Here is a 25,555-nt window from a genome sequence, read left to right as displayed (position 1 = left end):
ACTAAGTGCCACTCCCCAATGACAACAATCGTTTCCAGAAAAATTGCAACGACCCTTTAGGTTCATTGCGGTGCTGATCCGCAATCAGCGTCGTCGCCAGCTTTTCAAATGCCACGCTGACTTTGTGTCCCGGATACATCTCCACCATCACTTTCTGGCGTCGGACCGACTCGTACATTTTACGGTCGAACGGAATGCCGCCCATGAAATCAATGGAGATATCCAGATAACGATTGGACACCATGGTCAGTTTACGATACACATCCAGCGCTTCATCCGAATGGCGCACCGAGTTGACAATCAGGTTGAAGCGCTTTTCGTGATACTGCGACGACAACAATTTCATCAGCGCGTAGGCATCGGTGATCGCGGTCGGCTCCGGCGTGGTCACCACCAAGATATCCTGCGCGGCCTGGTTGAAATAAGTGACATTTTCGGAAATACCGGCCTCGGTATCAATCAATACCACATCGTAATCGCCAGGCAAGTTTTCCAGGTCATCGAGAAAGCGCATCTTATGGCTGGCTTCGAGGCGGGTAAACTGCTGGACCCCGGATCCGGCCGGAAGAATCTGTACCCCGGGGGGGCCATCAACAAGGATCGACTCCAGGCTCTGCTGGCCGGAAAAGAAATGGTTAAGGTTATAACGTGGGGCCAGACCGAAGACCACATCGATATTGGCCAGACCGAGGTCGGCATCGATAATCAAAACCCTCTTCCCCATTCGGCCCAGAGCAACGGCAACATTGGAGACAACTGCAGTTTTACCAACGCCCCCCTTACCACTGGTGACCGACAGAACGCGTGCCGTCTTATTGTTGCCGGCATTCATCTGGGGTGCCTCTCCCATTCGGTCACTCAACGAGCGTAATGTATCCGCCTGATCGGCGTGTTCTTGATGTCCATCCATCGATTTATCCTTCACTGCTTTCCAGAATCATTGAGCTAACCAACTCAGAGGTAGCTTGAACAAGGTCTTCCGGAACTTTCTGACCGTTGGCCAGATATGATATGGGACAGTTGTTGCGCAAATGAATATTCAACAAAACCCCGAGGCTGTTGCATTCGTCGAGCTTGGTCAACAACATGCTTTGCGGGGACAGGGCACTGAACCGCCCATAAATCTCGTAGAGGTCGCGCTCGCGCGTGGTTGCCGACATAACCAGATGCGCCTCAATGTTCGGATCAACATGGAGAAACTCTTCAAGTTCCTGCAGGCTCACCGAATCTTTTGGGCTGCGTCCGGCCGTATCGATCAACACCAGATCTTTATCGCTGTGGCGCTCCAACACTTCATGCAACTGATCAGCGTTCATCACCACCTCAACCGGCAGGTTCATGATCTCGCCGTACACCTTGAGTTGCTCAACAGCGGCAATGCGGTAGGTGTCAATCGTGACCAGAGCCACCCGCTTGCCACCGGCGAGCAGATGGGACGCCGCCAACTTGGCAATGGTGGTGGTCTTGCCGACGCCGGTCGGACCAATCAGGGCAATCCGTTTCGATTCGCCGGGCTGGGGCAAAATACTGCCGGTGGTCTGTACCAGTTCGGCAATGGTTTTGGCAAAGAACGCATTAAGAACAGCCGGATCAGCAATCTGTTTGGTCGTCAGCTGACTCGATGCGTAATGGGCAATCGTGGACGCGGCTTCCGCTTCGATTCCAAGACGCGTCAAACCATCATGGATCTGCTGATCGGCCGTTGACATGGTGGAAAAGCGCTGAACTGCGGGAGCGATAACAGGCTGGGGTTTCTGACGACTAAGCTTATCCAGTTGCTCAGGCAGGTCTTTAACCAGTGAGCTGACCAGATTTTTTAACTCGCCGACCTCATTGCGCAACCCATCCAGAGAACGGGGCGAGGTCTCGGCAGAGGCCGAAGAGGTGATGTGCCGATACGGATTGGGCAACGCCTCTTCAAAACGATGTGGCGTGACCTTTTTTGGTTTTTTTTCAATCTCTCTGGACGCCCACAAGTCCTGATAGTTCAGATCATCACCATCGCCACTACGCACATCGAGTATGGCTTGATCAGCCTCCGGCGTAGCAGCATCATCGGCATTCGCATCAACAGCGGCGGTCACTTCGAGCATTGGTTTTCCGAACAAACCCATGCCGCCCTTGCGTACTGTCCGTGATGACAGAATCAAGGCATCCGGTCCCAGCGCTTCCTTAATCATGCGCAACGCCGAATCCATATCCTCTGATTCGAAAACCCTAACCTGCATTGATTTTCACCATTCCGATAGAGCGTACTTTTAAATGCGAAGCAATCTCGTTGTGGGAGATCACCACCAGGCTGGGAAGGTATCGTTCAGTCGTTTTTTTGACATGAGGACGAATCGTTGGCGAACAAAGCAGCACCGGAGTCATCCCGCCACTGAACTGTTGAAGCTGCTCAGCCAGTGCATCCAGGACCGCTTGAGCCTGTCTTGGCTCCATGGCCAGATAACCGATTCCGCTGTCTGTCTTCTGCAACGATTGCTGAATCCCTTCCTCGATCTTGCGATCCAGAGTCATCACCGCCAGAACATCGTCTGCCTGGGCATACTTACCACTGATAGAACGGGCCAGCGCGCTGCGCACGTGCTCGGTCAGATAGTCAGGATCCGATCCCGGAGCGGCATAATCAGCCAGAGTTTCGAGAATGGTGCGCAAATCGCGAATCGACACATCTTCACGCAGCAGATTCTGCAGAACCCGCATGATCAGACCAAGGTTCAACGGCTCGGGAACCAACTCCTCCACCAGCTTGGGATAACTCTTCTTAAGATTATCAAGCAAGTTCTGTACCTCTTGGCGGCCTAAAAGTTCATAGGCATAGCGTTTGATAATCTCGCTGATGTGTGTCGCCATCACAGTGGTACAGTCGACCACCGTATAACCGGCAATCTGGGCTCGCTCTTTTTTATCTTCCGAGATCCAGGTGGCAGGGAGACCAAATGCAGGCTCTTCAGTGGCAACCCCTTTGATGGTCTCAGTAGCCATGCCCGGATTCATAGCCATGAAATGGCCGGGGAGCATCTCGGCTCCGGCAACCTTGACCCCTTTGAGCATAAAGTTATATTCGTTGGGTTTGAGCTGCAGGTTATCTTTGATATGCACCGGCGGCACGATAAAACCGGAATCCAAAGCAAACTGTTTGCGAATCGAACGAATCCGTTCGAGCAACTCGCCATCCTGGGCGGCATCAACAAACGGGATCAACCCATAGCCGACCTCGAGTTCGAGCAGGTCGACATTGAGCATCTCATCGTAATCATCTTCTTTTTCCCGCGCTTCAGGACGGGCCTGTTCCATCGAAATAGCTTCAGCAGCCTCCTGCTCCTGGGCCTGGGTCTTCTGCAACTGAAACGCGATAAACGCCAGCAATGCCGACAGGATGAGAAAGGGAGCAAACGGCAAACCGGGAATCAGGGCAAAGGCCAGCAGGATCACTGAGACCACCCAAACCGCCTGGGGATGAACACTGAACTGCGCTTTGAGGTCGGTACCAAAATCGCCGGTACCCGCAGTCCGGGTAACGAGAATACCTGCAGCAGTGGAGATGATCAGTGCCGGGACTTGGCCGACCAGACCATCACCAACCGTGAGAATCGTGTAGTTTTGTGCCGCCTCAATGGCTGGCATCCCCTTCTGGACAACGCCGATGATAAAACCTGCGCCGATATTGATCAGGGTGATAATAATCCCGGCAATGGCATCGCCGCGCACGAACTTACTGGCACCATCCATGGCCCCGTAGAAGTCGGCTTCGTTGGCGATTTCGGCCCGTCGCACCTTGGCCTCCTGATCATTGATCAGGCCGGCGTTCAAATCGGCATCAATGGCCATCTGTTTACCGGGCATGGCATCCAGGGTAAAACGGGCGGCAACTTCGGCAACACGCCCGGCACCCTTGGTAATAACCATAAAGTTGATCAACACCAGGATAACGAAAATAACCAGGCCAACCACGTAGTTACCACCAACCACAAACTGGCCGAACGACATGATCACCGAACCGGCGGCACTGGGCCCCTCTTCGCCATGCAGCAAAATCAGGCGGGTTGACGCCACATTGAGAGACAATCGGAACAACGTGGTGGCCAGCAGAACCGCAGGGAACACGGCAAACTCAACGGATTTCGCCGTGTACAGGCTAATGATCAGGATCAGCAGAGCCAGGGTGATGTTGAGCGACAGGAAAATATCAAGCAAAACCGGCGGCAGCGGAATGATCATCAGCATCAGCACCATCACCAGGCCGAGCGAGACCATGATGTCACTACGGACAATCAGACGAACCCATTTATTTTCCGCTAACGCTTCAAGCATGAATTACACAATCACAAATTATTTCACTAAACAGCCTAAGACTGGCCGCCAAAATGATGGGGTATTTTTACCCCGACGAATCTGTCACGATTTGCGTTTGAGGCTGTAGACATAAGCTAAAATTTCGGCCACGGCCTGGAACATTTGCTCGGGAACAACTTCCCCAACTTCAACTTTATACAAAGCTCGTGCCACATCGACATTTTCTACAAGCGGAACAGAATTTTCCCGTGCGATCTCACGAATTTTCATGGCGAGATTATCCGCACCTTTGGCAATAATCACCGGAGCATCCATTTCACCCTGCTCATATTTTATCGCAACGGAAAGGTGGGTCGGGTTGGTGATAACCACATCGGCTTTGGGGACTTCAGCCATCATACGTCGTCGAGCCATCTGCTGTTGGATAGAACGAACTTTGGCCTTAAGGTGCGGATCCCCTTCGCTCTCCTTGAACTCCTCTTTCTGTTCCTGTTTGGTCATTTTCATCTTCTCTTCCATCTCCCAGCGCACAAACATAAAATCCAGCAGGGCGAGAAGAATCATGATGCCGCAGCTTTTCATCAGAACAGCCATGGCCACGCGTCCGACATAATAGAGCGTTTCAATGACATCCATATCGACCAGATACAGCGCATTGTCAAATTCACTGTACACGGTCTTGTAGGCGACATAACCGACCAGGGCAACCTTGGCCAGGGATTTAACCAATTCGACAAGGGAGCGCTTGGAGACAAACCGACCCGCCCCTTTGATGGGGTCGAGCTTGGTGAGATCCGGCATCAACGGCTTGCCGGTAAACAGCCAGCCAATCTGGAGAAAGCTGGCAAAAAAGCCGACCACCAGCACCATGAGAAACAACGGAGACAACAACACGGCGGTTTTCTGCAGGACAAACAGCAGAATCTGCACGACGGACTGAGGCGTTACGGCCAGTGAGCCGGACTGCTCCCAAAAATGGGACACCAGCCACGACAACTGACTCCAGAATGATCCGCCGTAGAAGTACCACAGCAGCAGAGACAGGCTCAGCAATGCGGCCGTGTTGACCTCTTTACTCTGGGCCACCTGACCTTTTTTGCGAAAATCCTCTCGCCGCTTACTGGTGGCTTCTTCAGTCCGTTCCTGTCCAGACTCCTCAGCCATCCAAGCTCCTGCAATCGATGATCATACGACCATCCTTTGCTTTAATTCTTCAGGTAATACAACAATTGAGCGAATGTTTCCGGAAGCGCAAAGAACTCCCGGTTCAGCATAGCCACGACCATGTTCATGGTCAGACCGATAATAATAAACGCCATGCCGATATTGATGGGGAACGACAACAAAAAGACATTCAGCTGCGGAAACACCCGCGCCAGAATGCCCAGCACCAGCCCTGACAACAACAGCACAGCAAGGATCGGGGCGCTGAAGCGGATAGCCAGGACAAACATGTGCCCGGTCAACTCCATAATAAACGGCACCGCCTCGGAAGAGAAATCAAGCAAACCGGGCGGCAACTGGCGATAGGAATCGACCATGGCTTCGATGAACAGATGATGCACATCCAGAGCCAGAAACACCAGGATGGCAAAAACATTCTGAAACTGCGAGATCAGTGAGACCTGACGCTGGTTTTGCGGGTCATAGACATTGGCGGCTGCAAACCCCATCTGATAGCCGACAATGGTGCCGCCAAATTCGACTGCGGTAAAAATCAGTCGGGCAATAAAACCCATCATAATACCCAGCAACGCTTCATTGGCGATCAGCAGCATCAACGGCAGCGGTTCAAAGGAGTACGAGGGCAGCAGGGGTTCGACACCGGGAAAGATCAGAAACGTCATGAACAGAGCCAGAATGACCTTGGCCCGCGCCGGCACCTGACCGCTGCCAAAAACCGGCATACTGCCAAGAATCGCCGCAACACGCGCCAGGCAGATCAACGCCAGCTGCAATTTATCAACGGGGAATAACAGCAGCTCCACTGCGTTCTATCCCCCGAGCAAAGTGATGCCGTTAAAAACGTTTTCGGTAAAGGATAACATCAGCCGGATAATCCACGGCGCAAACAGAATCAACGACACCAGGACGGCGACAATTTTCGGAATAAAGGTCATGGTCTGTTCATTGATCTGGGTGGCGGCCTGAAAAATACTTACCAGCAGACCGATGATCAAACCGGACAACAGCATCGGAGACGAAATCAACAACACGGTTTTTACCGCATTGCGGCCCAAATCAATGACGAATTCAGGTGTCATGTCGACCTCCTTTGCTCAAAGACAACTCACAGCCGGGTACGACCAATCAGGAAAAACTTTTGACCAACGAGCCAACAACCAGCCCCCAGCCGTCAACAAGAACAAACAGCAACAGCTTGAACGGCAACGAAATGATCGGCGGCGGCAACATCATCATGCCCATGGACATCAACACCGAAGCAACCACCATATCGATGACCAGAAACGGCACATAAACCATAAAACCGATCTGAAAGGCCCGATTGAGCTCCGACAGCATAAATGCCGGAATCAGAGTTGTCGTCGGCACATCATCGATGGTGTCCGGTCGATCGTTGCCGGCAATATCCACCAGTAGGGCCAGATCTTTTTCGCGTGTCTGTGAATACATAAAATCACGCACCGGATTGACGGCCTCCGTCAACGCCTGGGCCTGATCAATCTCCCCGGACAGATAGGGCTGCACGGCCCGTTCATTGACCACGCTATAGACCGGAGCCATGATAAAAAAGGTCAAAAACAGCGACAAGCCAACAATGACCTGATTGGGAGGCATCTGCTGGGTGCCCATGGCCTGACGGATAAACGACAGTACCACGACCACGCGGACAAACGCCGTGGTCATCAGCAAAATCGCCGGTGCCACCGACAGAATGGTCAGAACCAAAAGAATCTGCACCGCCATCGACACTTCGTTGGGCGTCGCGGCATTTTCCACACCGAGGGTGATGGTCGGCAGGTCAATTGCCCAGCCGGTGGCTGGCAAAAGAATCAGGCCGAGGGCAAACAGCAGACGCAGCATCTTCATACGTCTTCTCCGGCCTTATCCTGTTCTGTTTCGGCGAGCACTTCAGCGAAATCTTCAGCGGGTTGCGATGGCCATTGTGCCAGTGTTTCCATATGCTCTGTCGTCGTTCCAATCAACAGGGTACGGTCTTTGACCGTAACCAGGTAGAGCGTTTTCTTCGGGGCCAGATGACGAATCTCAACCACCTTGATCTCGCCGCCTTTGGCTCCGGGAACCAAGTTGCCCCGCTTCAGAACCGCGTATAGAAACAGGACCAACCCCAAAACAATTGCCAGTGAAGCCAAGACCTTAAGTCCCATCGGTACAAGTTCCAGATCCTGGCCGGTAGCAGCCCAGACGGGGACAGCCCAGGCAACAGTCAGTAACGTGGCAACAAACGCTCTCACAATCATCAAGCCAGTTTTTCGATCCGCTCAGCCGGACTGATCACATCGGTCAGCCGCAGTCCCAGCTTATCATCGACCAGCACCACTTCGCCGCGGGCAATAAGGCGAGAATTAACATACACATCAAGGGGTTCATTGGCATTTTTACCCAGCTCAATGACATAGCCCTCATCCATCTGCAGCAATTCGCGGACCAGAATTTTAGTCCGCCCAACTTCGACCGACACATCCAGAGGGATATCCAGCAACAGTTCCAGGTTTTTCAAATCTTCGTCGTGACTCTCTGCCGCGTCCGGAGCCGGAGCAGGTGTCGCTTCGGTTTCTTCCATCAGATTATCTCCTCCTATGTAAACGTTCTAAAACGCGTACTGCTTTCTTACCATCACGAAGTCCCGCCAAGCCGGAAAACTTCCCTTTCCCTTCAACCATCACCGACACAGGCTGATCCACGGAACAGTCAAGTTGCAGAATATCACCAACACGTAAATCAAGAATTTCGCGCACATTCAGGGTGATTTGCGCCAACTGAGCAGACACGGCAACGTCCATGTCCTCAACCTCATGTGCCAGATGACTGCGCCACTGCCCTCCCGGACCACTGGCACCCAATTCACTCTTGAGTTTCTCGCGAATTGGATCAAGGGAGGAATAGGGGATCACCAGCCGCAACAGGCCGCTGATCTCGTTAATCTTGACCCGAAATGCCGCCACCATCATTTCAGTGTCAGCCGGGACAATCGTGACCAGACGCGGATTGCTCTCCACCCGCACGAGATCAGATTCAAGGCCTTCAATGGGAGAAAATGCCTTATTAAGTTCCAGACAACTTTCGCGAATAACCTCTTTGAGAATGTTGGTCTCGATCGTCGTCATACCCCGTTGCGGCAAATCGCCGGAATGCTCGGCAACACCGCCAAGCATAATTTCAACCTGGGCAAACGAAATACTGGAATCAAAAATCAGAAGACCGTTTTTCTTCAACGGATCAAGGCTGAGAATGCCGTAAAGCTCATGATTACTGCATTCATGGATCAGGGTCTCATACTCCATCGAGGAGATACTCTCCCTGAGAACACTGACGGCACGCTGCAGGCGATTGGACAGAGAAAAGGATAGATTGCGGGCAAAACCATCCAGCAAAATATCGAAGTTGGCCAGACGCATGGTCGCCTGGCCCTTGCTCTGCACCAGGCTGAAACTGGAAACGGCGCGCGGTTCCGGAGAATAATCCTCGTCACTGCTCTCCAGCTCCGCATCAAGCGTCCCGTCCTTAACCGCCGATAACAGCTCGGCAATTTCATCTTTGGAGAGAATCCGCTCCAAGCACGCCCCCTATTGGACAACAAATTCAGTGAAATAGATCCCTTTGACTTTCCCTTTTTTCAACAATTTATTCAGGCGAACGATAATCTCCGCCCGTAATTGCAGTTTCCCCTGCAAATCATTGAGTTCCGCAAAGGTTTTGTTACCGATCAACAGCAGGATGGAATCACGAATCTGCGGCATGCGCTCATTGACCTCGACAACCGTTTCTTCGTTTTCCAGCTCCAGGGTAATGGCTGCCTTGAGGTAACGGGTCTCGTTTTTATCCAGAATATTGATGATGAAATCGGTAATATCCACCATCGGGCCAACGCCTTCAGCCTTTGAAGTATCTTCCACCTCGGCGGATTCACCGGCCGGAGCCTGCTGCGCAGAACGTGAGCCAAGCAGATAAGCGGCAATCCCCACAGCAATCAGCAAAAACCACGACGCCGATGCCGACGAATAACATCATCTTGCTTTTACCGCCTTTTTCCTGCTTCTCTTCATCAGCCATAATCTATTTTGCCTTTCTTTGGTGCTCGAAGGTGTCGGTCTTAACAGGGTGCTTCATTCTCAAAACGTGTCTCGCTTTTGTCGCAACAGAGCTGTTTGCAGTTAAAAGGGCAACTGTTCATTGGCATCAATCAGGTAGGGCAATTCTTCACGATAGTCCCCCAAACTCTCCAGCACAAACTCAACCCGCCGGTTTTTCGCCCGGTTTTCCGGCGAGTCGTTGGGCACCAGAGGCTTCTCCGCACCATAACCGACAGCGGACATGCGATTAAGCGGCAGCAAATCGTTTTTCTGAAAATACTTCAACACCGAAACGGAACGGGCCACGGACAGATCCCAATTACTCATATCCGCACGGCCAAACGGGATATCGTCGGTATGCCCTTCAATGCGTGCCGACAACGGCAGCGGTCGAATCAGCTCAGCAACCTTGGCAAGAACCGGGAATGCCGCCGGTTTCAAGGTCGATGATCCCGGTGCAAACAAAATGGAATCATTGATCTGCAGAATGACCGCGCCACGATCTTTGACCACCTTGATCGACGGATCCATGCGCAAGCGATTCATCTGGGTCATGATCCGGGTATAGAGTCGTTGGACCAGATCATCATGGACCGGTGCGATTTCGACCAGCGATGGTGGCGAGATTTCTTTGCGGTCTTTACCGCCAAAAACACCAAACGCCCCCTTAAGCGAACCGGCAGCCTGACTGAATTTGATCTGATCCATATTGGCCATAGACAATAACAGAACGAAAAAAGTCAGCAGTAAGGTGACCATATCGCTGTAGGTGACCATCCATTCCGGGGCACCACCTGATTGTTTTTTTGGTTTCTTGGCCAACAGAAGTCTCCGTTTACGGCATTCGCTCCCACTAAGTGGTACAGCTTTATTTGTGCCAAAAACTTATTTCTTAAAATTACTCTCGCGCAGATTCGGTGCCACAAATGCGTGCAGGCGCTGCTCCATCACTCGAGGGTTTTCACCGGCAAGAATGGAGTTCATGCCCTCTGAAATCAGCGTTTTGCATAACATCTCAGACGATGAGCGATGCTTCAATTTTCCCGACATCGGAGTAAAAATAACATTGGCGGCTACCGCACCATAGAACGTGGTCAGCAAGGCGACAGCCATAGCCGGCCCAATGGAGGAGGGATCATCCATGGTCTGCAGCATCTGCACCAGACCGATCAGTGTACCGATCATCCCCATGGCCGGGGCATAGGCAGCCATGGTGGTAAAAATATCCGCGCCGGTTTCGTGGCGTTCCTGGACATATTCCAGCTCGCGCTCCATCATGTCGCGCAAAGCTTCCGGCTCCTGACCGTCAACCGCCATCTGCAACCCTTTGAGAAAGAACGGGTCCTCAACTTGGGACATCACCGACTGCAGAGAGAGAATCCCCTCTTTACGTGCTTTCCCGGCATATTCAATCAGCTGGGAGATAATTTCTCCCGGAGCCTGGTCTTTATGAAACAAGGTCTTCTTTGCCACGGAAACGGCTCGAAAGACTTCTTTAAACGGATAATGGATCAGAGTTGATCCAAGGGTTCCCCCGGCAACGATCATAATTGACGCCGGATCGACAAACAGCAGAATGGAACCGCCGTTCATCATCGCCGCAATCATCAGGCCGAAAGCGGCCACAGCACCTATAATTGTTGAAATATCCATAAAACGTTCAACCCTCGTGTGGTCTACACTTTAATGGCAAGTGGGACGTCCCTGTCCAATCTTCGACTCTCTTGCTTATTAAACGATCATTTTACACCGTTATGAAAGGATATGAAATAGATAAGTTCCTTTTTATTCTTGACAATACAGGAAGTTCCCACAAAGAGCTGTCTGCAACTTTTTACACCGACACGGTTATAAATCGTGACTCGTCGACGCGCCAGACGGCCTGCCTCAGGCTCGTCAATCCTTTCCCCTCCTGCTCTGGCAGCTCCAACAGAAAAAGCCGAAAGAACACAGTGCGTGTTTTTCGGCTTTTTCACATCAAACGATACGACGAGAACCGGAAGATTACCGCTTCAAGTTAATCAACTCACCGAGCAACTCGTCCGTCGTCGTAATAATTTTGGAATTGGCCTGAAAACCACGCTGAGTGGTAATCATTTTAACAAATTCCTGCGCCAAGTCGACATTGGACATCTCAAGCGAGTTGGTAAAAATTTTACCGACACCTGAACCGACTGTACCGACGATGGCCGTTCCGGAATCGTCCGTCGCTTCATAAAGATTATTGCCGGCCTTGGCCAGTCCGACCGGATTGGAGAACTTTGCCAGAGCAATCCGCGCCAGCTTGCGCGGCTCACCGTTGGAATAGTTACCCAGGATGTTGCCGTCATTATCAACCGTCAGACTGACCAGGGTTCCAGTCGCATAACCGTCCTGTGTCTGGGAAATAACATCGGACTCACTGGAGTACTGGGTGGCGTCAAAGATAATATCTACGGCCTGGGTGTCTTCAGCCTCATTGATCCAGCTCAACGCACCGCTAACAGTTGACGCGGTCGGCTGCGGCACTTTGAGATCAACATCGGTCGTCAAAGGGTAGTAATTTCCATCAGGATCTGTGGTGTTACTGGTGACGTACAGGTTACCATCAGGATCATAAACACGTTCGCTGTCAGGCAACGGCCCATCGCTGATCGTATCGGAGACATCCAGCACATTAACCAGACGACCGCCAGTGTCAAAAGACAGGATGCTCCGGCCAACCTCAACCCAGTCCGCCGCGTCAATTTCAGCGGTTTGCAATGCCGCATTAGCCGCATCATAAGCCGTTTGAGCCGCATCTCGGGCCGCAATCAAAGCCGCGTTTGTGGGATCGGCATCAAGTGCAGTCTGAGCGGCCGTGAGATCGGCAAGAGCTGTTACTTCCGTGGCCTTGGCCAATTCAAGAGCGGCGTCATCCGCAGCGATCTTAGCGGGACTTTCAACTTCCGACTCACTGACGACGGTATGAGACTCCCATTGCATAACGCCATCAGGATTGTTTTCCGGGTCGAGCTTATTGAAATAGGTTGTCACCAGATGCTCACGCCCCAGAGAATCAAAAATTCGAACAGATGAAGCATAGTTACTGGTATCGGCAGGATCGTTCACATCAAAAGGTGAAACCGCATCACCCTGAGTTCCCAAATAAGGGTCATTGGCGTTAAGGTTTGTGGCCAGAGAGATCTTCGTGGTCGGATTCGCCGGAGAAAATGAGCGCGTTTCGATGGTCAGATCCGTCAAATCGCCAACGGTCTCGCCGGCATCATTCAAATAATAGCCCTGAACCGCATAACCTTCAGGATTGACGAGAGTCCCGGTTTCGTCAAAATTAAAGGCACCCGCCCGAGTATAATAAATACTGGCCTCACCGGGGTCACTCACCATAAAAAATCCGGGACCTTCAATAGCAAGGTCAGTATTTGACTCAGTCGTCTCAAAGGTACCCTGACTGAAGATATTGTCTACCGTGGACAGACCGGCACCACGCCCGACCTGCGAAGCTCCACCGGAACCAGCGATCTCTGCAGAGAGCAGATCAGAAAAAATGGTCCGACTGGATTTAAAACCGATGGTGTTGCTGTTGGCAATATTGTTGCCCAACACGGTAAGAGCATTACCGTTTGCATTAAGACCACTGACACCACTGAACAAAGAACTCTGGATTCCCATATTTTCCTCCCTTGACTCGCCACAGACGGTGGCTTGTCTCGGGCCCCCTACACGAGGACCGGCCCGGTTATTATGTTGTTATCAAGACTTAAATTCGTTTAAAAACCGCGGACACTTTCAACTTCCGCCAGACTGAAATTTCCGGAATCAGTGACCAGCACATCTGCACCATCGACCAGATCCACCCCAACAACCCGGCTGCGGATCATCGACGTTGCAGCCACGGCATCATCGCCATTAAAGGCTGAGACACCGAGAGTATAGGTCCCATCCGGCAAAGCCTTGCCGTTATTGTCGGTACCATCCCAAGCCAGAAAATGGCGGCCGCTGCCCGTCTCAGTCAGCTCATAGGTTGCCACGGTGTCGCCGGCAGCATTACGAATATAGAGGCTACCCTCCGATGCGGGCCCGTCCAGATCGTAACCAAACTGAACTGCGCCTCCGGAAAACTCAAATTCTGACGAAGCAGTCACAACATCGGTACCAATCAGAGCCAGAGCAGACAGGCGCTGCACCTCAGCGGAGGTATTGCCCATACTTTCGAGATTATCATTAACGTTGAACAACTGCTCCAGAGAGCTGAACTGAGCCAACTGAGCAGTAAACTCTGTAGCATCCGACGGATTCATCGGGTCCTGATTTTTCAGTTGCTCCACCATCAGGGTCAAAAAGTCTTGTTTGCCCAGGGCATTGGCCCCTGACGACAATGCCGAGCTGAGCTGGGCATTGGATGATGCTGCATTTGTACTACCAACTTCTGCCATCATTCACCTCCTGCGGATCAGATCCGCACACTAATTCCCGAGCTGGAGTCGATGGCCGCTCCGGGCACGACTTCGGCAACCTGAGCCATCATATCCGCATCCATGGTGACGGCAACGGAGCCCTGACCACGGTTGTGGCCTTGCTGACTGAACGATTGTTGCTGCTGGGCATCCCCAGAATCGACACTGACCTGAAAGTCTTCAACGGTCATCCCCTGGTCCTGCAGAGCGTCGCGAAGCCGCGGAAAGTTGCGTTCAAGAACATCCTGAACCTGCTGACTTTGGGCATGGAGATGTACTTTAAGCTGATCGCCTTCCATAACCATGCGCAACTGCAGCTCACCGAGTTCTTCAGGGTGCAGTCTCACCGTAACGCTGCTGCTTTCACCGCGAGCATGAATCGACAAGTGCTCAACGGTCTGATTCACAATATGACTGTCCGGCACATTCACTGCCGGGCGCTGCCCTGGAGCAAAGGTGGACGAGGTTGCTGAAGGCGCTTGTTGGTGCGCAGTATGCACCACCGCCTGATGAGAATCTGCCTGTGGGGTCGTGTCACCGGCAGCACGCTGCAACAACGCGTCCACGGCGGCATTCGCCTTGGCAGGCGCCATATCCACAGTGGCCTCTTTATTACCCGTTGTTGCATTGAGCATGGTCTCAGCGACTTTTTCAGCGCCGTTCGCGGACAGGCCGCTTGAATTGGCCGCGACCTGAGCCGGAGTTTGGCGCTGGCGAAGCACCGTCTCGACATCTTGCCGGTTAAGCAGGCTGGCAAAGCGGGGATCGGTAATTTTACCGGAATCCTCTTCACCCTCAGGATTGAGTCCGGCAACACCGTCAACCACTTCTACCTGAACCTGGTTGGAATTTTTCAGCTGATCCATGGTTTGAGCTGCAACCTGGACGGATTCGGCCTTGATGGAGGCCGGTTGAACCAACTGCTCTTTGATTTTTTGAGCCAGCTGGGCCTCATCGAGAGGCTCGCCGTCTGCAACTCCTGGATCTGACACTCCTTGCGCCGTCTGAGCCGCTTTAGCCTCAGCCGCACGGTTCAACCCCGCAGTCTGCTGCTGGCGTTCCTCATGAACACGCGGTCCCACCAGTTCGTCAGCAAGTTCGTCGCCCAAGGTCTCTGCAGCCACGTCTGTTCCGGCAACAACGCCTTCCTCCTGATCGCCCTCTGCAGCCACGATCTCTTCGGCGGGCAACGCCTCAGGATCAGAAGTGGCGACAATCGCATTCAGGGTGCCATCAACGACATCTTTATCCGCACGCTCTTCTGACCCTGTTTCCTGCTCATTTGCAGCTTGGGCTGTCTCCTGCGGCACATCAACCTCAGAAGCAGCATCTTGTGAAACCGGAGTATCGACATCCTGATCTTGCTCAGCCTGACGCGTTTCTTGGTCTTGGCCACGGCGTTGTGATTTGATTTCTTGTCGTGAAGCGGTTTCCGGCGCAGAACGGCGGGACCCACCCGGCTCTGTGCGAGTGGCGTTTTTTGCTTCAGCTTTGTTCAGGGTGGGCAGAAAGTCACGGGTGTCGGAACCGGAGTTACCGGTTCGCGTCGAGGTCGACTTTGAGGCCACCGCCTGGGTCGCAATCGGTAGAGTTTGCATTCAACTCCTCCTGAAAGTTATCTGGGCGTCAAACACGGCTCATCCGGAGCTGCATTTAACAGTGCAGGATCACGTTGTCATCCTGCTGTCAAAATCAAGGGAAAGCATCATGCACCTTGATTTTGGCGACCCGTCCCTGGGTGCCTCAGGCTGATGTCAGCCAATCAATCTTCTTTTAGCGTGGCATAGGCAGCGCTTAACCGGGCTGCTCTTTCACCGCCGATATTTGCCAGGACTTTTCCGGCACTTTTTGCCTTCATGCCGCCGAGAATGCCAATGGCCAATTCCCGATCAAGCTCCTGGATAATCCGCGCGGCCTGTGCCGAATCCATCTTGTTGTACATTTGGCTGAGTTCGGCAATCTTTGCCAACTCACGAGCATCTTTTTCAGCCAGAAGTTGCTCAACCTGGCGACGAAGGACATTCAAATCGTCGAGTTTCTTATCGACTTCGCTACGCAACAGGTTTAGTTCTATTTTTTTTTGTTCAATTTCCTTGAGTTGCTCTTCGTTCCGCTTGCGCTGTTCATTGAGCTGGACAATCAGACGACGCTCTTCCACAGAACCGATTTCAGTGTCCAGATCCTGAAAATCTTCGACCGCAGAACTGAATCGAACACCGGAAACCAGCACCAGCAGCACCAGCACAACGAAAAAACTTTTTTTCATGACTCATCCTCATCTCGAAACAGGATGGCGATTTCATCAATCTCCGCCATCTCACGACGTTGCTGTTCTTTCATTTCGGCTTGTTGTTGCTTTTCCTTGACCTTTTCGAGCAATTTTTTTTCACGCCCCGCCTCTTCAAGGCCTTTGCGACACGACAGCGTATGCTGTCGGGCCATGACCACTTGCTCCTCCAGCCTTTCCAAGCGCTCGCGCTGGTGATTAAGCTGGTTTTCGTAGAGCATAAATTCATGAGCCAACATGCCCTGCTGCTGACGTTGTTCATAGTCCTGTACAACCTGATCAAGTTGTTGACGGCACGCTGTCACGGCCTCGACTAACTTCTTTTCCTCTTGAAGCGCTTTTGCCAGGTGTTGTCGGGCCTGATCAACGAGGCGCTGACGATGTTCCAGGACAACCTGAAGCTTGAAGGGTTTCATGTCATCTTCCAGTTAAGGGGTCGCGGCTGAACAGACCGAAAAAACAAGCACTGATGTTTCTCTTCGGTTGCAAAATCAGGAATAATAAGCAGAATTTGGTGAGGTCAGAGCGTTCGCGTGTTTTCCGGGATTGTTTGTCGTCGCATTGTGAAAAATAGGCCGCAGCAACAAACACGCTACATCACCATGCGGTACAAACGCTTGTCAGGCGACTACTCCTCGCGATGCGTAGCCCGCCGATCAAGAACCAGTTTAGTCATCGCCTCGACCGTGCCGACCAGATCATCGCGTTCATCCATCCCCTGACGCAAGAAATCGTTAACGGCGTCAATGCGGGAAATGGCGTAATCAATCTTCGGATTACTGCCGGCAACATAGGCACCGATATTGATCAGATCTTCTGCTTCTTTGTGTGTCGCCAGAATCTCGCGAATCTGAGCGGCACTTTGCACGTGTTCAGGATCAACAATGTCGCGCATGACACGACTGGCGGAATGGAGAATATCGATGCAGGGGTAGTGATTTTTCGCCGCAAGGTCACGCGACAGGACGATATGGCCATCAAGGATAGAACGCACGGAGTCGGCAATGGGCTCATTCATGTCATCACCTTCAACCAAAACCGTGTAGAGGCCGGTGATACTACCCTGTTCCTTAAAACTTCCGGCACGTTCCAGCAGTTTCGGCAACGTCGCAAACACCGACGGAGTATACCCTTTGGTGGTTGGAGGTTCGCCAATCGCCAACCCCACTTCACGCATGGCCATGGCAAAACGGGTCACCGAGTCCATCATCAACAGCACATTGTGCCCCTGCTGACAAAAGTATTCGGCCAGGGTGGTGGCGACAAATGCGCCACGCATCCGCAGCAGGGGCGATTGATCGGAGGTTGCGACAAGCACGACGGAACGCGCCAGACCCTCTTCACCGAGATCGCGCTCGATAAACTCACGCACCTCACGCCCACGCTCACCAATCAGCGCAATGACGTTGATATCTGACTGAGAGTGTTTAGCCATGGTACCAAGAAGCACACTCTTACCCACACCGGAACCGGCCATGATCCCCATCCGTTGACCACGCCCGCAGGTGAGCAGACCGTTAATGGCTCGTACTCCGAGATCAAGAGGGTCGGAGATCTTTTTACGTTGCATCGGCCCCGGCGGCAGCGAATAAACCGGCATCTCCTGATCAAGTACCGGACTTGGCAAGCCGTCGATGGCGTGGCCCATGGCATCAAGCACCCGCCCAAGCATAGCATCGCCCACCGGCATGGTGGCACTGGTGCGCAGCACGCGGATCAGACTCCCCGGTCCAAGGCCACGCAATTCACCCAGCGGCATCAGCAACGCCAGACCATCACGAAAACCCACCACCTCAGCGGCGATAGGCTCACCACCCGACAGCGGTATCACTTCGCACAGCGTTCCCACTGAAGCTGAAGGACAATAGCCTTCGATCACCAAACCAACAATCTTGGTGACCTTGCCCCAAACCCGCAGGGTTTTACAGGCTCTGATCCGTGCTTCAACGTCGGACATTTACTCTCCGCTGATAGAGTCACGCAGGGTTTGCACAATTTCCTCCATCTGAGCCTCAATGGTGGCATCGACCCGACCAACCGGAGACTCCAGTATACAACCACCAGCGGTCACAGAAGGATCGGCGACAAATTCAATATTGGTTAAACCGGTCAGGCTGGCAATAAACAGCGGCTTATGCCCCTGAACAACATCCATATCCGCCGGATTGATCTTGATGTGAAACTCTTCAGCACTCACCGCCGCCTGAATCGCCTGTTGAATCGTACGGTTAATGGCCTCACGGTGAACCGACAACTCTGTCAGCACAACCCGTTCAGCAATGGCCAGGACAATTCGCAGCATATCTTCACGACTGCCATCAAGCATTTTCTGGCGTTGCCCGCTGAGCTGACGACACGCCTCAGCCAGGGCTTTGGTCGTTTTAGAGAGCTGGGCGTTGGCTTCATCAAGACCGGCCTGCTTCCCCTCATCATAGCCTTCCTGACGAATCGCTTCGACATCGACAGCAAGGGCTGCTTCAACCGGCGCTGTCGGCTGTCCGGAAGCGGGGGCTTGCGTCTCGACCTGCACGGCTTCCTGAGGGCACTCGGTCACGGTAAAGCTGCCTTTGTTTGCCTGAGTCACCTCACTGAGGTCAGCCATGGCAACACATTGGCACTTCACCTGGGTATCTCGGATAATTTTAGACCAGGACATCGCCGGCTCCACGTCCTGGGATCACGATCTGCCCCTCTTCTTCGAGTTTCAGCGCCAGTTTGACAATGGTCTGCTGCATCGCTTCGACATCGGAGAGGCGAACCGGCCCCATGGCTTCAAGGTCTTCCTGAATCATCTCCGCCGCTCGGTTGGAAATGTTGGAGAAAATCTTATTCTTAAGATCATCGGTGGCGGTTTTCAACGCCAGCGTCAGGGTATCGTTGTTGATCTCTCGCAGAATCATCTGCATCGCGCGGTTATCGATATTGACCAGATCGCTGAAGGTAAACATTTTCTTGCGGATCGACTCAGCCAGCTCCGGATCGGTCATTTCAATACTGTCAACAATTTTGCGGTCAGAGCCTTTTTCCATGCGGCCAAGGATATCCACCACCTTGTCGACACCGCCGACCTCTTGCTGCTCTTTCTTGCTGACACCACCAATTTCACGCCGCAGCGCCTCTTCGATCTGCGCAAGAACTTCTGGCATAACTTTTTCAATTTTGGCAATGCGATACATCACATCACCGGCGAGTTCTTCGGGGAGAAAACTCAGCACTTTTCCGGTATGATCGGAACGCTGGGTGGAGAGAATCAGCGCTACGGTCTGAGGATGTTCATTTTCGAGCAGACTGGCCACCATACGAGGCTGCATGGTGGCAATGGTTTCCAATGGGCGCGATTCAACACCACTGAGGATCTCACTAACCAACTGATCGCCATGCTCATCACCACTGCCGGCAATGGCATTGCGAACAAATTCTTCACTCTTGATATACATGCCGGGATTGCGCTTCTGGGCCTGATGAAATTCAGCCATGACATCATTGGCCAAGTCCGCAGGGATATGATCAATGTTAATCATCACCCGGGTCAACGTACGAATTTCGTTCTCTTCCAGTTCGGAAAAAACTTTTGCCGTTGCCGATTCTCCCAGACACATCAGCAGCACCGCCGCTTTTTCCACGCCGGTCATGCGGTTAAATTGCAGTTCTTCCATACTCATGATTGTTACTCTTCGTCTGTCATCCAGGTTCTAATCACCTGAGAGGGAGAATGTTCCGCCTTAAGAATATTCTGACGCATCTGCTCCGTAGCATCGAGCTCCACCGTTGCACTTCGTCCGGCAGCCATCTCCTCTTCCAACTCCTTAACCGTTTTAAAATGCTGCACTGTCGCTTCTGATTTCAGGGTTTTCAGTGCCGGACGCACCAGCATCAAATACATGACCAACGCCCCCAAACCAGCGAGGACATATTTCAACAACGGCATATACACGTACAGTTGATCGGTCACGCTGGGTTCGGGCAACTGCGGTTGCTCATAAAACTCATCAGCAAACGGCATCGACACCACGTTGAGCTGATCACCGCGTGTTTTATCAATTCCCAACGCGCTTTGCACCATCTTTTCGATAGTACGCAGTTCCTGTTCCGAACGCGGAGTCAAGGCCGGCTCGGCACCGTCCTCTTCGCCATCCGTCATCTTATCGGCGACCAGAACCGATACGGACAGATGTTTAATGGTGCCGACCGGAGCAACGGTCCGATTGACCACCTTGCTGATCTCATAATTGGTTGTTTCGGCACTGCTGGTACTATTGGAACCTCCGCCACCGGCGCTATTGACGCCAGGACCAAGGTTGGCCTGCACACCGGGAACCCCGCCGCCGACCGTCGAGCTGCCCTCTTTTTGCTCCTGCAATTGTTCACTGCGCGGCACGGCACTCTTGGGATCGTACAGCTCCTCAAGTTTTTCCACCTGGGCAAAATCAAGAACCGCTGTCACCTTGACCAGTGAGTTTGCCATCCCCAGAGCACGATCAAGCATAGCCTGAGCGCGACTTTCCATCTGCCGTTCAACGGCGCGTTGATATTCGAGCATCCCCGGAGTCATCGGACCGCTCAACCCTTCGTCCGGTTTCTTCGACAACACCTTTCCGGCCGCGTCCACCACGGTGACATAGTCCGAGTCAAGCCCTTCGACACTGCCGGCAACCAGATTGACGATGCCCTGCACTTGTGCCTCTTTGAGGGTTCGGCCGGGGGCCAATTTAACGATAATGGATGCGGTAACCCGCTGCTGTTCACTTTTAAACAGACGCTTCTGCGGCAATGCCAGATGAACCCGAGCCGCCGATACCGGCGATAACGAGGCCACGGTTCGCGACAACTCCCCCTGCATGGCACGCAGATAATTAACTTTCTGAACAAAATCGGTAATCCCGAGACTCTGCTTATCGAAGATCTCAAACCCTACGCCACCGCCCTGTGGCAAACCGGCACCGGCAAGGTCCAGACGGGTTTCGTAAACCCGATCAGCCGGGACATAAACCGACTGTCCACCGCTACGCAATTCGTACGGAACCTTTTGCTCTTTGAGCCAGGTCACGATGGATGAGGCATCATTCTCTGACAAATTAGCAAAGAGCAGCTGGTAGTCGGTATGGCGCGCCTGCATGATAATCAGCGCAAACAGCGTCAGCGAAAACAGCGTCACGGCAATCAGGCTGATCTTGCGTGACAGGGGCCAGCCCTTGATTGTCGCGAACATATTTCCTTTGGTCTCATCCGCCATGATTTATGAATACTCCATTCCAGAATCGGCTAAAAACAGCATTCCCAGCAGGTTCACACTTGCATCTGGATGATCTCTTTGTAAGCATCCACCACTTTATTTCTTATCTGTACCAGCATCCGCATCGACACATCGGCCTCTTCCATCGACAACATCACTTCATGCAGGTTATCGGCCTTGCCGGTGACCAGGTCGGTCACTGCTGAGTCCGCATCCAGCTGAGCTTTATTGGTCTGATCAATGGCTTCGGTCAACATATCGGCGAAACCGCTTTGCGGGGTCTCTTTGTCGAAGCTGAGCTTCGGCATCATCGATTTGAGATGGGTATCAATGGAGATATCGTTCATTGTTGCACCTCGCTATCCGTTATAAGCAGGCTGTTCTTCAAAACCACGGCTTATTTGCCAATTTCCAACGCTTTTAGCGCCATACGTTTCGCCGACTTGATGGTTGTAATATTCGCCTCATAAGCGCGAGTCGCCAGCATCATGTCGGTTGTCTCTTTAAGCAGGTCGATATTGGGCAGCGCCACATACCCCTGATCATTGGCATCAGGGTGGCTGGGATCGAAGATCAGCCGGGGCTCGGAATCCTCTGTGACAATTTGACTGACCTGCACCCCGTTGAGTGCTTTTTTCTCTTTAGCCGACAAGTGATCAGCAAAGCTCACCTGCGCTGGCTCAAACACCACCATTTTACGCCGATACGGCCCCCCTTCGGGAGTCCGTGTTGTTTCAGCGTTGGCCATATTGGAACTGATCGTGTCCAAGCGGATACGCTGTGCCTTAAGCGCAGACGAACTGATGTTCAGTGACGTAAAAATATCCATGGACTACCTCCTACGTTCCCTGTACCACGTATTTGACAATACTAAGTTTTTTGTTGAGCAATTGCGTGGTCGCTTCATACATGATCTGGTTTTCGGCCAGATTGACCATCTCCTGATCGACCTCGACCGTATTCCGATCTCCCATGCCGGACGTATCACGAATCTCGCCAACGGTACCGGTAACATTGTTGATCGAACCACCATGCGTCGAGATATGCTGGGGATGCGTGACAGCCATATCCGTTCCCTTACCGGTTGCCGCTTGGCGAAGCGCATCTTCAAAGGTAAACGTCTTCGCCTGATACCCCGGGGTCTGGGCGTTGGCCACATTAGCTGCGATGATCTGCTGATTGCGCAAACGCAGATCCATCGATTTTTTCATCAACAGAGCTGTTTGATCCATCATTCCTGAAGTCATCATCGTTCTACCCTTTTTTTAACCAGCTGTTGAAAAGTTCCCGGATGGGACTTTTTTAACAGCCTGTCAAATCCCACCAAATCAACGATCAAAACGCTCAATCGCCAACGTTTCTTCGGCCAAAGAGCGCCATTCACTACTTTGTGCTTCTTCGACCAGTTGGCGCAAAAGTTTTAATCCATCCTGACGTTGTCCCTGACGCAACAGGATCTGCGCTTCTCGATACACCGCCTGATCACGATAGTCTCCCTGTTGTAAATAACGAAACAACTTCAACGCCTGAGCGTTATTCTTCTTGTCGCGATACGCCTCCGCCAACACAAGCAGGTCCGCAGGATCTTCTTGAGACAAATCGTTGCCAATCAGGCCCACCAGAGTGTTCATCACCAGGTCTATGTCACCCCTCTTCCAAGCCAGATGCGCCAACAGTTTATCCAATGCTTCGGTCTTGGGCCGATCTTTCTGCTTGAGAGCGCTGAACACGGCATCTTCCTGTCCCAAAGCCAACATCGCCTCAAGCTTCAGTTGGAAGATTTTCGGCCATTGGCTCCCCTGGGGATATTTCTGCGCATAGCGATTAGCATAATCAATCACCCGGTCATAAGCTTGCTGCTGCATCAAAGCCTCAAGCAGTGGAATGTAAACCTGACGAGTCTGTTGCTCTTCTGCTGCGTGATCGAGCAGGTACAGATACAAGCGAACCGCACGATCAGACAGCTCCAGCTGAGAAAAAACCTCTCCCAGTCCGATCAGAAAATCAAAATCCCGTTGGCTGGCCACCAGCAGATCACGATTCTGCTCCACCAGCACCAACGCACTGAAGTATTTCTTATCTTCGATCATTCCCCGGATCAGATCCGGCAGAATATCAGCCAGCAACGCCTGAGCATGTCCAGCCAGATTCGTCATCCGATCAGATCTGAGCAGGTAGCGCAATTCATCGACGGCCTCGAGCCGCTGTCCCAACAGATAGGAGCCCAGTGCCTGCTTAAACTGCATCTCAGCACGACGATCACGATCAACCATCAGGCCCGCCAACTCGGCATAGTCGTTACGTGCCCGCCGCCGACTATGGAAATCATCCACCACCATACTTAAATCGGCAATTTTCGCTTTGGCCAGCAAAGCCCCCTGGGTTCCGGGAATGATCTGATGTAACAGATCGTAGCCAGCATCCTTATCGCCACGATGGATCATCGACATGGCGAGCAGATAACGCGCCATATCGCGCGATTCCGGATCATCCACACCTTCAAGAAAACGCTTAAGCTGAACAATCGCCCCATCATAATCTTTCTGGCGATACAAGCTCATGGCAAAGTTGGCCAGAGACGATGGGAAATCCGCCAACTGATTGGCCAACGACTGGTAACGTTCAACGGCGGCAGCGTAATCCCCCTGGTCGAACCAGACATCGGCCTGACGCTGTTGATAACGACTCTCCAGACCGGCCTTACCTTGCTTCATTTGTGCATCAAGCACAATTTGTGCGGAGCGCATATCATTCGTCGCCAGGGCCACTTCGGCATGCAACAATTCCGAGTAGACCGAGAACTGAGCTTCTTCCTGCCGTTGAGCATCAAGCTCCAACGCCGCCATAAGCTGATAGGGGTCCGCGAATTGACGCGCCGCGATATACATATGGAGCAAACGAGCATATTCGGTCAGCACCGCATCATCTTCAGGCAGTGCAGCCTGAGCCGCTGCCACACGTTTTTCAGCCAGTTTATAATTCCCACCACGCAACGCCAATTCAGACATCAACAACAAAAAGCGCACCCGCTCCAAACCTGTCGTCGATTCAAAGCCGATATTGCGCAAAGCCGCAATCGCTGCATCCCACTCATCAGCAGCTGCCAGCTCTTCCACTTCAACCGGCAGCACATCATCCACCGGGCCCAACAAGGCTAATGCCGGAAACGGTGGCGTCGTGTAATGGATCTGTGCAGGGATCGTCACCGGCAGCTCATAGTCGTCAAAAAAGCGCAGCCAGTCGCCACGGTATTCTGAGTTAATGCCCCGTCGTCCAACACCACCTAGCTGAGAGACCTGCCCAGGGAGCTTGCGGGCAATTGCCGGACGCATGGCATTTTGTGCATCACGCCAATGCACATCAATCATCACCAGCCCGGTCCGCAACTCTTTCGACGTATTGACGAAATAAGGTGGCCGTCGCATTAAAAAAGACACCATCAACTTATCCTTAGCCTGGCCTATTAGTGTGCGAACTAACCGTTCATCTTCCGTTGGATAGACCATTTCCGAGCCAGGCAAGGTTGATTTCAACTCAATTTCCAGCTTTTGCCCCGACGTATTGACCTTAATTTCAGGAACTTTGTTGAATTTAAGAGTGAGCCGGGTAACATTGACTTCATCCTGCTTATCGATTTTCTGCAGCACAAAACGTTGCGGAGCCGCAAAGCTGGAAACACTCCCCGCCACGATCAGAAAAAAAAGGCAACAGACAGAAAATAAACGTCTCAATGGTCACACCCGGTCAACACGTGGTTTAGCCGATTTATTTTCGGCACGTAAACTTTTAGATTTTTCATAAAATGCAAAAAACGCGCCACAAGACCAGATCGCGCAGAAGAGGGGCTACAGCCGGCGAAAATATGGATTTGAAATTCATTTTGCCGACAGATTGCACACAAAAGTCATTTTTTTGACAGAGAAGCAGGAAAAAGCAGTTCAGTAATTCTGCCTTTTACACTATAATTACTAACTGTTGTTTAATATGAACGGCAAACCAATACAATTTGATATCTTAATGAATT

Annotated in this window: 26 protein-coding genes; all 26 read right to left on the bottom strand. The window is 52.3% G+C overall.

Features of this window, described 5'->3' with window-relative positions; translation table 11 throughout:
• Position 1 precedes the first annotated feature (1 nt).
• Positions 2–910 carry a MinD/ParA family protein gene (locus tag DACE_RS08510; RefSeq protein WP_006000313.1) on the bottom strand — a complete coding sequence of 303 codons (909 nt, stop codon included), beginning with the start codon at positions 908–910 and terminating at the stop codon, positions 2–4.
• Between the two features lie 4 nt (positions 911–914).
• The gene (gene flhF / locus DACE_RS08505; protein ID WP_006000310.1) at positions 915–2,228 is read right to left on the bottom strand and encodes a flagellar biosynthesis GTPase FlhF; all 1,314 of its coding nucleotides are present in this window, start codon (positions 2,226–2,228) and stop codon (positions 915–917) included.
• Positions 2,218–4,317: a flagellar biosynthesis protein FlhA gene (gene flhA, locus DACE_RS08500; RefSeq protein ID WP_006000308.1), complete on the bottom strand. Its 2,100-nt coding sequence runs from the start codon at positions 4,315–4,317 to the stop codon at positions 2,218–2,220. Before flhA ends, flhF begins: the two co-directional genes overlap by 11 nt.
• Positions 4,318–4,401: 84 nt before the next feature.
• A complete protein-coding gene (gene flhB / locus DACE_RS08495) occupies positions 4,402–5,463 on the bottom strand; it encodes a flagellar biosynthesis protein FlhB (protein WP_006000306.1) in 1,062 nt (353 codons plus the stop codon).
• Positions 5,464–5,504: 41 nt separating this feature from the next.
• On the bottom strand, positions 5,505–6,287 hold the full coding sequence (fliR, locus tag DACE_RS08490) for a flagellar biosynthetic protein FliR (protein WP_006000304.1): 783 nt from the start codon (positions 6,285–6,287) through the stop codon (positions 5,505–5,507).
• Positions 6,288–6,293: 6 nt separating this feature from the next.
• Positions 6,294–6,563 (bottom strand): flagellar biosynthesis protein FliQ, encoded by a 270-nt coding sequence (gene fliQ, locus DACE_RS08485; RefSeq protein WP_006000302.1) that lies wholly within the window; start codon positions 6,561–6,563, stop codon positions 6,294–6,296.
• A 46-nt stretch (positions 6,564–6,609) separates the two neighbouring features.
• The gene (gene fliP / locus DACE_RS08480) at positions 6,610–7,350 is read right to left on the bottom strand and encodes a flagellar type III secretion system pore protein FliP (protein ID WP_006000301.1); all 741 of its coding nucleotides are present in this window, start codon (positions 7,348–7,350) and stop codon (positions 6,610–6,612) included.
• Positions 7,347–7,742 carry a flagellar biosynthetic protein FliO gene (fliO, locus tag DACE_RS17230; protein WP_006000299.1) on the bottom strand — a complete coding sequence of 132 codons (396 nt, stop codon included), beginning with the start codon at positions 7,740–7,742 and terminating at the stop codon, positions 7,347–7,349. The genes fliP and fliO overlap by 4 nt, the downstream gene beginning before the upstream one ends.
• A complete protein-coding gene (gene fliN / locus DACE_RS08470; RefSeq protein ID WP_006000296.1) occupies positions 7,742–8,065 on the bottom strand; it encodes a flagellar motor switch protein FliN in 324 nt (107 codons plus the stop codon). Before fliN ends, fliO begins: the two co-directional genes overlap by 1 nt.
• Before the next feature lie 4 nt (positions 8,066–8,069).
• The gene (gene fliM / locus DACE_RS08465) at positions 8,070–9,059 is read right to left on the bottom strand and encodes a flagellar motor switch protein FliM (RefSeq protein ID WP_006000294.1); all 990 of its coding nucleotides are present in this window, start codon (positions 9,057–9,059) and stop codon (positions 8,070–8,072) included.
• A 9-nt stretch (positions 9,060–9,068) separates the two neighbouring features.
• Complete coding sequence (locus tag DACE_RS08460; RefSeq protein ID WP_006000292.1) at positions 9,069–9,479, bottom strand: flagellar basal body-associated FliL family protein; 411 nt, start codon at positions 9,477–9,479, stop codon at positions 9,069–9,071.
• A gap of 177 nt (positions 9,480–9,656) precedes the next feature.
• Entirely contained in the window at positions 9,657–10,397 is a 741-nt protein-coding gene (locus DACE_RS08455; protein WP_006000290.1) for an OmpA/MotB family protein, read from the bottom strand.
• A gap of 63 nt (positions 10,398–10,460) precedes the next feature.
• Positions 10,461–11,228, bottom strand: coding sequence for a motility protein A (locus tag DACE_RS08450; RefSeq protein WP_006000287.1), 768 nt, complete (start codon positions 11,226–11,228; stop codon positions 10,461–10,463).
• 351 nt (positions 11,229–11,579) lie between these two features.
• Positions 11,580–13,226 carry a flagellar hook protein FlgE gene (locus DACE_RS08445; RefSeq protein WP_006000286.1) on the bottom strand — a complete coding sequence of 549 codons (1,647 nt, stop codon included), beginning with the start codon at positions 13,224–13,226 and terminating at the stop codon, positions 11,580–11,582.
• Positions 13,227–13,324: 98 nt separating this feature from the next.
• Entirely contained in the window at positions 13,325–13,993 is a 669-nt protein-coding gene (locus DACE_RS08440; protein ID WP_006000283.1) for a flagellar hook assembly protein FlgD, read from the bottom strand.
• A gap of 14 nt (positions 13,994–14,007) precedes the next feature.
• Entirely contained in the window at positions 14,008–15,609 is a 1,602-nt protein-coding gene (locus tag DACE_RS08435) for a flagellar hook-length control protein FliK (protein WP_006000280.1), read from the bottom strand.
• Positions 15,610–15,773: 164 nt separating this feature from the next.
• On the bottom strand, positions 15,774–16,277 hold the full coding sequence (locus tag DACE_RS08430; RefSeq protein WP_006000278.1) for a MotE family protein: 504 nt from the start codon (positions 16,275–16,277) through the stop codon (positions 15,774–15,776).
• Positions 16,274–16,714 (bottom strand): flagellar export protein FliJ, encoded by a 441-nt coding sequence (fliJ, locus tag DACE_RS08425; RefSeq protein ID WP_006000276.1) that lies wholly within the window; start codon positions 16,712–16,714, stop codon positions 16,274–16,276. The genes DACE_RS08430 and fliJ overlap by 4 nt, the downstream gene beginning before the upstream one ends.
• A 212-nt stretch (positions 16,715–16,926) precedes the next feature.
• Entirely contained in the window at positions 16,927–18,255 is a 1,329-nt protein-coding gene (locus tag DACE_RS08420; protein WP_006000274.1) for a FliI/YscN family ATPase, read from the bottom strand.
• Positions 18,256–18,954 (bottom strand): FliH/SctL family protein, encoded by a 699-nt coding sequence (locus tag DACE_RS08415; RefSeq protein ID WP_006000271.1) that lies wholly within the window; start codon positions 18,952–18,954, stop codon positions 18,256–18,258.
• Complete coding sequence (gene fliG / locus DACE_RS08410) at positions 18,941–19,960, bottom strand: flagellar motor switch protein FliG (RefSeq protein ID WP_006000270.1); 1,020 nt, start codon at positions 19,958–19,960, stop codon at positions 18,941–18,943. The genes DACE_RS08415 and fliG overlap by 14 nt, the downstream gene beginning before the upstream one ends.
• 5 nt (positions 19,961–19,965) lie before the next feature.
• Positions 19,966–21,531: a flagellar basal-body MS-ring/collar protein FliF gene (gene fliF / locus DACE_RS08405; RefSeq protein WP_006000268.1), complete on the bottom strand. Its 1,566-nt coding sequence runs from the start codon at positions 21,529–21,531 to the stop codon at positions 19,966–19,968.
• Between the two features lie 53 nt (positions 21,532–21,584).
• A complete protein-coding gene (gene fliE / locus DACE_RS08400) occupies positions 21,585–21,878 on the bottom strand; it encodes a flagellar hook-basal body complex protein FliE (protein ID WP_006000266.1) in 294 nt (97 codons plus the stop codon).
• 50 nt (positions 21,879–21,928) lie between these two features.
• Complete coding sequence (flgC, locus tag DACE_RS08395) at positions 21,929–22,360, bottom strand: flagellar basal body rod protein FlgC (protein ID WP_006000264.1); 432 nt, start codon at positions 22,358–22,360, stop codon at positions 21,929–21,931.
• 10 nt (positions 22,361–22,370) lie between these two features.
• Positions 22,371–22,781, bottom strand: coding sequence for a flagellar basal body rod protein FlgB (flgB, locus tag DACE_RS08390; RefSeq protein WP_006000263.1), 411 nt, complete (start codon positions 22,779–22,781; stop codon positions 22,371–22,373).
• Positions 22,782–22,859: 78 nt separating this feature from the next.
• Complete coding sequence (locus DACE_RS08385; RefSeq protein WP_040366635.1) at positions 22,860–25,262, bottom strand: tetratricopeptide repeat protein; 2,403 nt, start codon at positions 25,260–25,262, stop codon at positions 22,860–22,862.
• Between the last annotated feature and the right edge of the window lie 293 nt (positions 25,263–25,555).

This window comes from Desulfuromonas acetoxidans DSM 684 (assembly GCF_000167355.1).
GTDB lineage: Bacteria > Desulfobacterota > Desulfuromonadia > Desulfuromonadales > Desulfuromonadaceae > Desulfuromonas > Desulfuromonas acetoxidans.
Note: the sequence above shows the minus strand (reverse complement) of the source record. Positions and strands in the feature narration are given on the sequence as shown.